This window comes from Spirulina sp. LEGE 11439, from assembly GCF_059821285.1.
Window position 1 is genome coordinate 14,692 of sequence record NZ_JCAMRX010000071.1, and the last position, 12,996, is coordinate 27,687.

14 protein-coding genes are annotated in these 12,996 nt (G+C 45.3%); 8 read left to right on the forward strand and 6 right to left on the reverse strand.

From position 1 onward, the window contains the following. The first annotated feature begins 2 nt into the window (after positions 1–2). Entirely contained in the window at positions 3–1,994 is a 1,992-nt protein-coding gene (locus AC6RV6_RS27425) for a serine/threonine phosphatase (protein ID WP_500244078.1), read from the forward strand. Positions 1,995–2,074: 80 nt separating this feature from the next. Then, complete coding sequence (locus tag AC6RV6_RS27430; RefSeq protein ID WP_500244079.1) at positions 2,075–3,268, forward strand: protein kinase domain-containing protein; 1,194 nt, start codon at positions 2,075–2,077, stop codon at positions 3,266–3,268. Positions 3,269–3,438: 170 nt separating this feature from the next. Here AC6RV6_RS27430 and AC6RV6_RS27435 read toward each other — a convergent pair whose 3' ends face one another. From AC6RV6_RS27435 to ilvN, 3 genes are all read right to left on the reverse strand, one after another. Next, the gene (locus AC6RV6_RS27435) at positions 3,439–3,663 is read right to left on the reverse strand and encodes a DUF4327 family protein (RefSeq protein ID WP_500244080.1); all 225 of its coding nucleotides are present in this window, start codon (positions 3,661–3,663) and stop codon (positions 3,439–3,441) included. A 403-nt stretch (positions 3,664–4,066) separates the two neighbouring features. Next, positions 4,067–5,656, reverse strand: coding sequence for a cation:proton antiporter (locus AC6RV6_RS27440; RefSeq protein WP_500244081.1), 1,590 nt, complete (start codon positions 5,654–5,656; stop codon positions 4,067–4,069). Between the two features lie 136 nt (positions 5,657–5,792). Then, positions 5,793–6,314 carry an acetolactate synthase small subunit gene (ilvN, locus tag AC6RV6_RS27445; protein WP_500244082.1) on the reverse strand — a complete coding sequence of 174 codons (522 nt, stop codon included), beginning with the start codon at positions 6,312–6,314 and terminating at the stop codon, positions 5,793–5,795. 209 nt (positions 6,315–6,523) lie between these two features. Here ilvN and AC6RV6_RS27450 point away from each other — a divergent pair, with 209 nt between their 5' ends. Continuing rightward, complete coding sequence (locus AC6RV6_RS27450; RefSeq protein ID WP_500244083.1) at positions 6,524–6,988, forward strand: DNA phosphorothioation-associated protein 4; 465 nt, start codon at positions 6,524–6,526, stop codon at positions 6,986–6,988. A 62-nt stretch (positions 6,989–7,050) separates the two neighbouring features. Here the strand turns inward: AC6RV6_RS27450 and AC6RV6_RS27455 are convergent, their stop codons facing one another. Both AC6RV6_RS27455 and AC6RV6_RS27460 read right to left on the reverse strand, forming a co-directional pair. Next, positions 7,051–7,593 carry a phycobiliprotein lyase gene (locus AC6RV6_RS27455; RefSeq protein ID WP_500244084.1) on the reverse strand — a complete coding sequence of 181 codons (543 nt, stop codon included), beginning with the start codon at positions 7,591–7,593 and terminating at the stop codon, positions 7,051–7,053. 85 nt (positions 7,594–7,678) lie between these two features. Further along, positions 7,679–7,852, reverse strand: coding sequence for an NblA/ycf18 family protein (locus AC6RV6_RS27460; RefSeq protein ID WP_500244085.1), 174 nt, complete (start codon positions 7,850–7,852; stop codon positions 7,679–7,681). A 179-nt stretch (positions 7,853–8,031) separates the two neighbouring features. Between AC6RV6_RS27460 and AC6RV6_RS27465 the strand changes: the two genes are divergently transcribed. From AC6RV6_RS27465 to AC6RV6_RS27480, 4 genes are all read left to right on the forward strand, one after another. After that, complete coding sequence (locus AC6RV6_RS27465; RefSeq protein ID WP_500244086.1) at positions 8,032–8,220, forward strand: hypothetical protein; 189 nt, start codon at positions 8,032–8,034, stop codon at positions 8,218–8,220. 126 nt (positions 8,221–8,346) lie between these two features. Beyond that, positions 8,347–8,526, forward strand: a complete 180-nt coding sequence (locus AC6RV6_RS27470; protein WP_500244087.1) for a hypothetical protein — start codon at positions 8,347–8,349, stop codon at positions 8,524–8,526. Positions 8,527–8,544: 18 nt separating this feature from the next. Further along, positions 8,545–11,070: a mannose-1-phosphate guanyltransferase gene (locus AC6RV6_RS27475; RefSeq protein WP_500244088.1), complete on the forward strand. Its 2,526-nt coding sequence runs from the start codon at positions 8,545–8,547 to the stop codon at positions 11,068–11,070. A 55-nt stretch (positions 11,071–11,125) separates the two neighbouring features. Then, positions 11,126–11,644 (forward strand): single-stranded DNA-binding protein, encoded by a 519-nt coding sequence (locus AC6RV6_RS27480; RefSeq protein WP_500244089.1) that lies wholly within the window; start codon positions 11,126–11,128, stop codon positions 11,642–11,644. A gap of 9 nt (positions 11,645–11,653) precedes the next feature. Here the strand turns inward: AC6RV6_RS27480 and AC6RV6_RS27485 are convergent, their stop codons facing one another. Continuing rightward, positions 11,654–11,815, reverse strand: coding sequence for a hypothetical protein (locus AC6RV6_RS27485; RefSeq protein ID WP_500244090.1), 162 nt, complete (start codon positions 11,813–11,815; stop codon positions 11,654–11,656). A gap of 37 nt (positions 11,816–11,852) precedes the next feature. Here AC6RV6_RS27485 and AC6RV6_RS27490 point away from each other — a divergent pair, with 37 nt between their 5' ends. After that, the gene (locus AC6RV6_RS27490; RefSeq protein ID WP_500244091.1) at positions 11,853–12,935 is read left to right on the forward strand and encodes a leucine-rich repeat domain-containing protein; all 1,083 of its coding nucleotides are present in this window, start codon (positions 11,853–11,855) and stop codon (positions 12,933–12,935) included. The last annotated feature ends 61 nt before the right edge of the window (positions 12,936–12,996 follow it).

Genomic DNA, 12,996 nt, shown 5'->3' on the forward strand with positions numbered 1-12,996 from the left:
TTATGCTGGTCTGTCCCGAATGCCAATTTGAAAACCCTGTAGCTCATAAATTTTGTCAGCGTTGCGGGACTTCTTTAATTGAAAAAGAATGTCACGAATGCGAGGCGACCGTCAGTTTCCAAGAAGAAACCTGTCCCGAGTGCGGGGCATTAGTCGCCAATGATTGGTTTGCTTTGATTTTTTCTCAGAGCGATCGCGCTGTTGAGAAGAAAGCCAAACCCAAGATCAAACGGGGCGGGACAACCCAAATTACAGAGAATATTGGCGCGGATGGGGACTCCCCTCAATCTGAGGAAACCCCTGCCGAAATCACGCTTCCCCAAGAAAATCGCCTCGATCCTGAAGGCCGCTACCAACGGCGATCGCATCAACTCATCCCGAAACCCTCAGATGCGATCGTACAGTTGCAAGTTTGGGATACGCAACCTTTACAAAAAACCTACCTCGAACAACTCCTCGAACAACAGAAATCGAATATTGAAGAATTTGAGGAGATGGAGGCAAAATATCCGGACTCTAATATTCAATTTTGGCAACAGTTGGGGGTAGCACAACCAGCGATCCCTTATTTGGTCTTACAAGAATCCCTCTATCCTGCCATTCCCAACTTACAAGATACTTGGACTCTTAACGATAAAATTGGCGTTCTCCTCGAAGATCGTTCGGAATGGGAGTCCCTGCCGGAATTGTGGGGACAGGCCGAGACGCATTTATCGCAATTGCTATTTTGGTTGAATGAAATGGCCAAATTATGGGAAGAATTAGCGGTAGTACAATGCTGTCAGAGCTTGCTAGAAGAGGATAATTTACGGGTTGATGAAGATTTAACCCTTTGCTTGCGGCAGCTTTACCCGGATCCCTCGGAAAAAGCGCCCGATCTCACTGAGCTAGGTAATATTTGGAAGCGCTTATTTAGTAAATCAGGTCGCACCCTCTACGGACCGATCGCGGAACTCATGACGGGAGTTTGCGAAGGGGAATTCGAGTCGGCAGAAGAATTGCGATCGCGCCTACAAGACCTCGCCCGCCAACAGGAATCGCCTTCCCAACCCGATGAAAGCGAAATCCCCGAAAATTCCCCCGAAGAAACTGTTTCCGAAGATACGGAAAAAATGGTGTATCGCGGCATGGCCGACGATATGCCGACAGTTGTCCTGCCCATGCAGTTATTGAGTTTAACCGATGGAGGACTCACAGATATCGGTCGCCAACGGGATCACAACGAGGATCACTTTGGCATTGAAACTCGTGTCAGCAAACAGGAAAACGCCCTCGGAAAAACCGTTCGCGGACGCGGGGTTTATATTGTCTGCGATGGCATGGGCGGTCATGCGGCAGGAGAAGTGGCCAGTGCAATGGCAGTGGAAACCCTACAGCATTATTTTAAAACCCAGTGGACTGACCCCGATAAGCTCCCCGACGAAGCCACCATTGTCGAAGGAATTTTGGCGACAAATGAAAAAATTTACAATGTGAACTTACAAAATTCGCGATCGGGAAGCGGTCGTATGGGAACAACTCTCGTGATGATGTTGGTACAAGACACTAATATCGCTCTTGCTCATGTGGGTGATTCTCGCATTTACGGAGTGACCCGCAAGCGTGGCATCGAACAGTTAACTCTCGATCACGAAGTGGGACAGCGCGAAATTTTGCGGGGGGTCGATCGCGAGGATGCTTACGCCCGTCCCGATGCTTACCAACTCACTCAAGCTCTCGGTCCGAGGGATAATGAGTTTGTCAAGCCTGATGTTCAGTATATGGAACTCAATGAGGATACTCTTTTATTACTCTGTTCCGATGGATTATCCGATGGCGATCTCTTAGAACAACATTACGAAAAATATCTCACGCCTCTGATTTCCTCGAAAGCTAATTTAGACCAAGGTTTGATCGAACTGATCGATTTTGCCAATGAATATAACGGTCATGACAATATTACTGGGCTAATCGTGCGGATTAAAATGCGCCCGAATGCAGATCGGCTGTTTTAACAGTTATCAGTTATCAGTTATCAGTTATCAGTTGGGAAAGAGGAGTGCTACAAGTTCTTCACTGTTCATTGCTCATTGAAATGATTACTCTCACTCTTCTCGACCCGCAAACCGATCGCTCTTTGCGACAGTGGCATTTTCAGAATAAGTCTCTGATTCGCATCGGTCGTGCAAGCGATAATGATATTGTTCTCGATCCTTATCCTGAAGTCTCTCGCTATCATCTCGAATTGTCTCGGGAGGGCGATCGCTGGTGGGGAATTAATCGCGGGACGAATGGGACGTTTATTAATGGGCGATCGATGGCTCGATATTTTTGTGACAATGGCGAGATCTTGCAGTTAGCTAAAGACGGTCCTCGCTTGCAAATTTCGTTACTTTCCCCTCAGTCTGCACCTTCTTGCACCCATGCTAATAATTCTCCGAATACCCTCTTCTGCATTCACTGCGGCGAACCGTTAGTCGAACAACAAACTTTTGTGCGTCAATACCAAGTTTTGCGAACCTTGGGTCAAGGCGGTATGGGGACGACTTATCTCGCTTGGGATCGACAAGGGACAATTTCTGGGTCGCCAAAACTCCTCGTTCTCAAGGAAATGAATGCGGATATGGTACAAATCGCCAAGGCGCAAGAATTGTTTGAACGGGAGGCACGCATTTTGCAAAATCTCGACCATCCCGGCATTCCTAAATATTATGATTTTTTCTTGGAAAGCAATAAAAAATATTTGGCCATGGAATTAATACACGGCCAAAATTTAGAACAACGCATCTATGAAAAAGGAACTGTCACCTCTCAACAGGCGATCGATTGGGCTATTCAACTCTGCGAGATTCTCGATTATCTCCATCATCTCGATCCCCCTCTAGTTCATCGAGATATTAAACCTGCAAATCTGATGTTACGACACCTCGATCGCCGTGTCGTTTTATTGGATTTTGGTGCAGTGAAGGAAATTGGCACGCCTTTAGGGACGCGGATTGGGGCAGAAGGCTATAGCGCCCCCGAACAAGAACGGGGACAACCTTGCCCTCAATCGGATCTTTATGCGATCGCGCCAACGTTGGTCTTTCTCTTGACGGGACATTCTCCCCTCAAATATTACCAACATCAAGGGGATGTTTACCGCCTCGAAGTTGGCGGAATTCCTACGATTACACCATCATTGCACCGAGCGATTGTCAAAGCCTCGGAACCTCGATTGAAGCAGCGCTACAAAACGGCTAAGGAATTCGCGCGATCGCTGGCTAAATGTCGTAAGTCGTCCGTTTAGCCCAGCAATTGAGTCTAGCAATCCCTCGGGCAAATTTACCCTTCATTTTTGCCAACGTGCTTTTGCAAAGTTATAGCGATCGCACATTGAGATAAAACGCCGAGATGACATGCTAACCCAATCTATAGCAGAGATAAAAAGAATATTAATCAAGGAATAGACAATTTATCCTATTCTTCCTCTTCATCCCATGCTTCAACAACCAGTAATTCCTTCACGGGATCTTGCAGATTAAAGCCAAAATCCAATAATTCTTTTTTCCAATACCCCCAATCTTTGCCATAAAGAAAGGCAATCTTCCAAATCCCATCTTCGGGCTTAAGGATATTAGAGTTTACTAAAGACTGCACCTTACGCTGCAACTTCACCATTGGGTGAGCAACTATTTGAGTCATATTCTTAATCGTTTGAATTCGGTTTTACTAGAAGTGAATATTTTTTGTGGATGGTTTTTGACAGATTTATCGCGGTCTTATCGCGGTTTTGTCATTTTCCGATGTTAATTCTCAACCCGATCGCTAAGTCGATATTAAATTGATTTGTTTATTGATTTGCTTGATTTTATCGACTTTTTGGTAAGATGTTCCTTCAAGATTTTCCTTTTGGGCAAGATTTTCCTTTTGGGTTTTTATCTTAGGTCGATGTGAGGAGAGCGAACAACTGAGAACTAACACCATATCTTTGTAGCGCAAGCGAGCATACTTTGGCAAGTTTTTTTCTGAAAAAATCTGGAAACTTTGACAAATTAAAGAAAAATTTAATATTTGCGAAGAGATAGCCGAGGAAATTTTGTGGTGTTTATCCGATGATATGGCCTTCGTCGATTGCCTTTTTGATCGCTTGGTCGAGAATGCCCTGTAACAGGGGAGAGAGATTGCGATTCAAGCGTCCGGCGCGGATATATTCAGCGTAAGTATCTGCCTCGATATCCACTAATTCTTCCCGCAATTGTTCGAGATCGAGCGATCGCAATTGAGGGTTTTTGTGTTGTAGATGAGAAATTGTTTCTTCCACGCTTTTAATTTCCCCTTTCACCAACTGTTGTTGATAGCGGTAAAATTCTGGGTCGATTTCAGGAGAGCGATCGAGGTTTTCTAGATAACTGAGAACGCGATTGAGTGCAGTCCTTCTCGCGAGGGATTCGCTGTAGGCTTGGCGTTGAGGTTGGTCGCCGATTAAATCCAACTTTTCGAGGAAAAATTGGGTCGTCAATCCTTGCACCAACAGGGTAAATAAAACAACACCGAAAACGGCATCGATGATCTCCTGTCGTCCTTGCAGGATAACCGGAACGCTGAGGGCGAGAGCAATGGACACCCCACCGCGCAGTCCTCCCCACCAAAGTACGGTTAATTCGCGCCAATTGAGATAAGTGCCGCCAAAGAGATTGCTCAGATATCCCAAGCCATAAATAACAATGATCCGCGTGAGGACGACGGAAGCGATCGCAATTAAAATGAGATCTAAATTGTGATTGAGACTGGCGAAATTAATTTGATCGCCAATCAGCAAAAAGACAATGGAGTTCACAAAAAAGGCTAAAAATTCCCAAAATTCCGAAACGATCAGTCGAGTGCGAGGATTCATGCCGATGCGAGAACCAAAGTTCCCCAAAATCAAGCCGACTGTCACTACGCCAATAACTCCAGATCCGCCTAATTCTTCGACAATAAGATAAGTTCCATAAGCAGAAACGAGAGTTAAAGATTGTTCCACAAGGGGAAAGTCAAAGCGTTGAGTCAGGTAAGAAATGCCAAATCCCACTAAACAGCCGACTCCCACCCCCAAACCCACAAAAATACCAAAGCGAGAAATTGTATCCGGGATAGAAAGCTCGCCGAGACCGAGAGGAATGCCTACTAATAAAATAAAAGCAACGACCGCAACACCATCATTAAATAAACTTTCTCCTTCCATTACTGTCGTTAAGCGTTTTCCCGCCCCGAGTTCTCGAAAAAGGGCGACAACAGACACCGGATCGGTTGCTGAGAGACTGGCTCCCAATAGGAGGGCGATGGGAAGCGAGAGTCCTGTTAACTGGCTTACGGGGAAGGCGACACCGATAATGGAAATAATCACCCCTAAAATGGCAAAAAAGCCAACGGGAAGAAGACTTTCTTTGAGATCCCGCCAGCGAATATTCCATGCTGCTTCAAAGAGTAGCGGGGGGAGAAAAATTTCAAGGATCAGTTCGGGGGAGAGATTCACCAAGCGGACGTTGACAAATGCCAATCCCAAGCCGACGATGACCAATAACAAAGTATAGGGAATGCGGCGAAACCAACTAAATAGTCGCGAGAGTGTCGCAACACTCAGAGAAACGGAAAGAACGATGAGAAATTGTTCGAGATTCTGCTTAATAGCTTCTTCTGCGATCGCGGCTTCCATATTAGTTATCTGTTATCTGTTATCTGTAGGGACGTTGCATGCAACGTCCCTACACCAGTTATCAATGTATCAGCGATTCTTTCTCTTTGGTTAAAGAGATGCTCCGAACCAACCACTAACCACAAATAACCAACACCTAACTGACTTTTGCTTCTAAAGATTTGAGATATTCGGTATTAACTCCCGATTGTCGCGTTAGGGCAATTTTACCCGTGCGGGCAATTTCGCGAATGCCGAATTTGTTGAGCATCTGTACGATCGCCACCATTTTACCGGGATCGCCGACGACTTCAATGGTTAAAGTTTCTTCGGAAATATCGACGATACGGGCGCGGAACACTTGTACAATTTCGATCGCCTCGGCGCGGTTGGATGCGGTGGCATTAATTTTAATCAGCATTAATTCTCGCTCTACACTGGGGGTGTGGGTAACATCCTGTACTTTCAGGACGTTAATGAGTTTGTAGAGTTGTTTGACGATCTGTTCGATAATGCGATCGTCTCCCGATACCACCATCGTAATGCGAGAAGATCCCATTTTTTCGGCAGAGCCGACAGCGAGACTTTCAATATTAAAACCCCGACGGGCAAATAATCCGGCAATGCGGGCGAGAACTCCAGCTTCGTCTTCGACTAATACAGAAATAGTATGTTTCATAGGTGTAGATTCCGATAAAATTTGTCAATATCGAGTCAAGGGTTCGAGGAAACGACATTTTGGTTGACTGCCTTTTCCGTAGGAAATCGTAATTTTTCAGTTTAACAGATTTGGCGTTTTTCTCTCCATTGCTCATTGAGGTCGGGGGACGGCGAATCGAATTCGCCTTGTCCAATCGACCTGTTGATACTTGTTCATTGTTCATTGAAATGGTAAGCAGAATCCGCGTGGCGAAAGATAAATCCGAGTTTGTACAGTCTTTGGTTTCGGGACGCGATCGCGATGGCACGTTTCAAACTTATGCAGATCTGTTAGTTTTTGCGGCAATGCTGGGAATCAAAGCAGAAAAACGTACTCCGATCGAAGTTGCGTCTAAGAATGAACCCGCACCCATTGGACTCGATATTTTTATTTCTCGCGGTTACGATCGCATCATTAAACTCGTTGCGATCGTCCAAACTCGCGAGCCGACGATTCTCTCGGCTTATAATCCTCACAGTGAAGAAGAGAGAATGATGATTTTTGAAGAATATGCCAATGGCGGTTTAGAGGTATTGCAAGAGGAGTTGCGAGGAGCAGTAGATTATACAGAACGATTATTGTTACTCCTCAGCACAGACCGTTTCTCGGAAGATGTCCCGAGGGGAGAGTTCGATCTCACTCAATTTCTTTGATTGGGTTAATTTTTCTCATTGAGACTGTTCTTCCAATAGGGAGTAGGGATGGCAAATTGAGATTAAATGCGTTTTTCGAGGTATTGTCCGATGGTTTGTTCTTCTCTCGCCCGAGAAATAATCGTTTGACGAGTACGATAATGGCTACCGATTAACTTAATTTCTTCCTCAAAAACGGAGCCTTTATATTCAGTTTTCAGGTGTAGGGTTTTTGGGTTATTTGTGGGAAAATCGTATTGTGCGGTAATAGGTTGAGTGGTGGCAAAACCGCGATCGCGATACATGAGATTTCCGGCTATCCCAAACATTGTCCCCCCTGTGAGGGGTTTGCGATTTTGTCCGGTGTAGTTACTTTTCCACATCACTGCGGAACCGCCAAGGAAAATATCGGTATCCTCTAATTGATGCAATTTTGCCAAATTCTGTAATTCTGGGGTATCGCGAGAGAGAAAGCGAATCGTTAAAAAACTCTCAACTTCTTGCACTTCATTCGTTTTCAAGGTGTAATAGCGTCGTTGTGAATGCCAATCTCCTACGGTATCTTGCAAAAACGCGATCGCTAATTCTTCGAGGCTGGCTTCAGATGTTAAGAGCAATGATGACATAAACTTATCTTTTAATGATACGTTGGATTAATACAAAAAGCCCGGACTCGCAGTGAGATTCGAGCTTGTCGTGTCTTGCTCTGCTTTAAGCACTCTTGAGCATATTCTTGAACAAATTTTCTTGGGTCATTTTCTGACGGATGATTTCGATGAAGAGATTCTCGAGTTCGTCGCGGGAAACGTGTTTAGCTTGTTGCGCGAATTTATGTAACTCGAATTGCTGTTCTAGGCTGAGAGAAAAATTATGCGCTTGTTCCACGATCGGGGCTCCTTTTCTATAATTCAATAGACGATTGGCGATGGACGATTCGCCTCCCTCGGTTCTGCGATTGCTCTTGCAGTTCAGATATCGCGATACCTGACTTATCTTGCTTTGTAAATTAATGTAACTTGTCCTTGACAAAACTGTCAAGGGTTGCAGTCCAGATTTAATGAACGTTGCAAAACTTTAATAAAAATGTTCAAACTTTAGGGAAAATGGCTGTGAACTGGCAGCGATCGCTACAGAATCGGACAATATCGCGTAACTCCCAAGATTATTGCCGAGAGATTTATGAGAAAAAGTTGCCAATTTTGTCGAGGGCGATCGCTTTGAGACGAAAAGAGCAAGCAAAGCGATCGCACTGATTTGGTAACGCTTTGTTTTTAGTGCGGGCTACTCTTTGTCCAATTGCAAAACCCGTCCAAGTTTACGAGTCTCAGACTCATTCTCCAGTGGTAGTTTCTCTGTTTCTCCCACCTCAAAATGATAGAATGCCCGTAACAGTTAACAATCATCACTTTGGCTTGGCTGCTCCCAATGAGAAGGCAAGCAAACAGTGCAGGCAATTACCAATCACCAGTGAGGGAATGGGCAACCTGACGCTTTCGGCCTCCTCCTTGCTTGAGGAGATTAGGGGAGTCAACCAACAACCAACAATTAACAACCAATAACAAAGTAAAGGAGTATTTATGCGTGCAGTGCTGATGGCAGGGGGTTCGGGGACTCGGCTTCGCCCCTTGACCTGCGACCTTCCCAAACCCATGGTTCCCATTCTCAACCGACCGATCGCAGAACATATCGTCAACCTGCTCAAACGCAATGACATTAACGAAGTAATTGCTACCCTTCACTATCTCCCCGATGTCATGCGAGACTACTTTCAAGACGGCCACGATTTTGGTGTACAGATGACCTATGCCGTAGAAGAAGAACAACCTTTAGGAACTGCTGGTTGTGTGAAAAATATTGCCGAACTGTTAGATGATACCTTTTTAGTCATTAGTGGTGACAGTATTACCGATTTCGATCTCAAAGCCGCGATCGCGTTTCATAAAGAAAAACAATCCAAAGCCACTCTCATTTTAACCCGCGTTCCCAACCCCGTTGAATTTGGTGTCGTCATTACCGATCAAGAAAACCGGATCGTCCGCTTCCTCGAAAAACCCTCCACCAGCGAAATTTTCTCCGATACGGTGAACACGGGAACTTATATTCTCGAACCGGAAGTTTTAGAATATTTACCCGAGAACGAAGAATCCGACTTTTCTAAAGATCTCTTTCCTTTGCTTCTCGCCAAAGGAGATCCCATGTACGGATACATCGCCGACGGATATTGGTGTGATGTCGGTCACTTGGATGCCTATCGAGAGTCTCAGTACGACGGTTTGGAAAAAAAAGTCAAGCTCGACTTTGCCTATGCAGAAAGAGAACCGGGTTTGTGGATCGGTTCCGATACCTATATCGATCCTTCAGCAAAAATCGATCGCCCCGCTTTAATTGGTAACAATTGTCGCATTGGACCGAGGGTGCATATCGAAGCGGGAACGGTTCTCGGGGACAATATTACCGTGGGAGCCGATGCCAACCTCAAACGCCCCATCGTTGCCAATGGGGCGATCGTTGGCGATGAAGCACACCTGCGAGCTTGCGTAATTTCCCGAGGAACTCGGGTCGATCGCCGCGCCCACATTCTCGAGGGGGCTGTGGTGGGGTCCTTGTCCTCCGTGGGAGAAGAAGCACAAATCAGTCCTGGAGTCAGAGTTTGGCCGAGTAAGAAAATTGAATCGGGGGCAATCCTAAATATTAATTTGATCTGGGGAAATATGGCACAACGCAATCTCTTCGGTCAACAAGGCGTATCGGGTTTGGCCAATATTGACATTACACCAGAATTTGCCGTGAAGTTAGGGGCCGCTTACGGCTCGACCCTGAAACCAGGAGCAATGATTACGGTTTCTCGGGATCAACGCCCGATTTCTCGCATGGTCAGTCGCTCTTTAATTGCGGGAATCATGTCCTCTGGCGTGGGAATTCAAAACTTAGAAGCAACTGCCATTCCCTTAGCCCGAACAGTCATTCCCACCCTTTCCGTAATTGGTGGCGTTCACGTCCGCCTGCATCCCAATCGCCCCGACTCCATTTTAATTGAATTTTTTGACAATCAAGGCATTAATATCACCAAGGCCAAAGAAAAGAAAATTGAAGGCTCTTACTTTAAAGAAGATTTGCGACGGGTCGCGATCGCGGATATTGGCACCATGAATTACATCACTCAAGTTCTCGACATGTACAGCGAGAGTTTTGAGGCTCATCTCAATGTCGAAGCCGTCCGCAATTCTCATGCTAAAGTCGTCATCGATTATGTTTATGCCGTTTCTGGCGCGATTTTACCGCGACTCTTGGCAAAATTCGGTTGTGATGCGATCGTTCTCAATGCCAGCTTGAGTCAAACGGCTGTCTCGAACGAAGATCGCGAAGGACTGCTGATTCAATTAGGTCACGTGGTAGAAGCGGTAAAAGCCAATTTAGGCGTACAAGTTTCCGCCAATGGAGAACAGTTAATTTTAGTAGATGAAGCCGGCTTATCCATTCGTGGGGAAATGCTAACGGCTTTAATGGTAAACATGATGATGACCGCTCACCCCAGAAGTGCCGTGGTCGTTCCGGTTCATGCTTCTAGCGCTGTCGAACAGATCGCCCGCCGCCACGACGGTCGCGTGATTCGCACCAAAGCCAACCCGACGGCATTAATGGAGGCCGCCCAAACCGATCCCAGTGTTGTTTTAGGTGGCAGTGGCGAAATGGGCTTTATTTTCCCCCAACTGCATCCGGGGTTTGATGCCATGTTCTGCGTTGGTAAACTGATCGAAATGCTGACCATACAGGAACGCTCTCTCGCCCAGATTCGTAGCGAACTCCCTCGAGTTTGCCACAAAACTTACACCATGCGCTGTCCTTGGACGGTCAAAGGGGCGCTGATGCGACATTTAGTAGAGACCCATGTGGCGGAAAACTTGGAACTCATCGATGGCGTAAAAATTGTTAATCGTCAAAATGACAATTGGGTGCTAATCTTACCGGATGCTGGGGAACCGTTGGTGCATATTTTTGCGAATAGCGACGATCGCGATTGGGTCGATCTCACCCTCGTGGACTACCGTCAACGCGTTCAAGATTTCATCGACCAAGAACAGGGGGTGGAATTGGCCAACTAAACACCTCATGTTTTAAACTAGAATAAAAAGTCAAGTCAAACGAACGAGTTAGGTTATGAATAGCTGTACTTTAATGGCCGAGATTGTTGAATCCCCACAATTGCGGCGAACTCCAGATGATACCCCCGTGGCCAATATGCTGGTGAAATTTGACGGCTTGCGGGACAATGACCCGCCAGCGATGCTCAGAGTAACGGGGTGGCGGAATTTAGCAGAAGAACTCCATACTAATTATCAGGCTGGCGATCGCGTTATTCTTCTGGGCAGTCTAAAAATGGATCGCCTCGAAGTCGAAAAGCAAGGAGTGCGTTACAAAGAAACACGGGCAGAATTGACCCTTTCTCGCATCTATAAACAAGAAGGAGAATTTGCCGAAACTCAAGTGAGTTTTGTGGCTACTCCCGTTGCCACTCCTGTCGCGACTGCCTCTCCAGCCCCCGCGAGTAATTTAGATAATGTCGTCCCCATCGGCAATTACAATCGTTCTGCGAGTGCTAGCGATCTCGAACCCGAATCGAGTTCAATAGATGCAACCCTAGAAGATGAGGCAGATTTAGACGATATTCCTTTCTAAACCTACAATCTAAAAATAGGAGGTGTTGCGGGCACGTAAGCGAAAAATTCGACAATTGAGATCGCTCAGTTCCCGAATATCGCCTCCTTGTTCAATTCTTTCTGCTTGAATTCGCAACTTTTCAAGAATACTTGCACGGGGTTGGTTTGGCGATCGAGAATTCTGAAGCACTCGGTTATGGTCTTACACTGGGTAAAACAGAGTATGAATGATGAAGAATATCGTTGTGGTCATTTTGCTGTCGGTTCTCGTGGCAAGCGCTTGTGGTGGAGAGGTTTCAGGGCAACTCGATTGGATATTTGCTGATTGGTGTCGGAATAAAAATCGTTTAACCCCAGAAGCGAGTCATACTGTTAACGTGCTGTTAGAGAAAGCCAAGATGCTGGAGTGCGTTGGTGCTGGAGAAAAACTCGCTAACTTAACAATGCTTGAACTCAATGCCAACAACATCGTCGATGTCGCCCCATTGGCCAGTCTGACCAATTTGACGTACCTTAACCTAAGTGTCAATAAAATAGAAGATGCGAAACCGTTAGCAAGTCTGACCAATCTGACGTACCTTAACCTAAGTGTCAATAAAATAGAAGATGCGAAACCGTTAGCCAGTTTGACCAATCTGATATATCTTGACCTTTTTGGCAATAAAATAGAGGATGTAAAACCGTTAGCCAGTCTGACCAATCTGACGTACCTTAATCTCCGTACCAATCAGATCGTGGATATCAAACCACTAGCTAATTTAACCAATTTGAAATGGCTTAATCTTACTAGCAATAAAATCAGGTATATTGCACCACTAGCTAGTCTAACTAATCTGAATACACTTTACCCCGGTCGCAATGAGATTCAAGATATTACACCTCTAGCTGGTTTAACTAATCTGAAAAAACTAAGTCTCGATAATAATGAAATTAAGGATATTACACCACTAACAAGCCTGACTAATCTGACGTATCTTTATCTCGATGCCAATCAGATCGTGAATATCAAACCACTAGCTAATTTGACTAATCTGACAGAGCTTATTCTCAATAACAATGCAATTAAAGATATTACATCATTAGCGAGTTTAATCAAGCTGGAACTACTTTACCTCGCTGACAATCAAATAGAAAATATCTCACTGTTAGCTAATCTAACCAATATGGAAAGGCTTTCTCTTCGGAGCAATAAAATCACGGATATAAAACCATTAACCAGTCTGACCAATCTGACAGAGCTTAACCTTAGCGATAATCCACTGAATAAGAGAACTTGCCCAGTGCAACTCGAAACAATTTGTCAGTTCTGAAGTATGGATTTTTCGGGTCTACCGAACTTAGTATGTAAAACTAAGTTGAGAAAAGGGCATC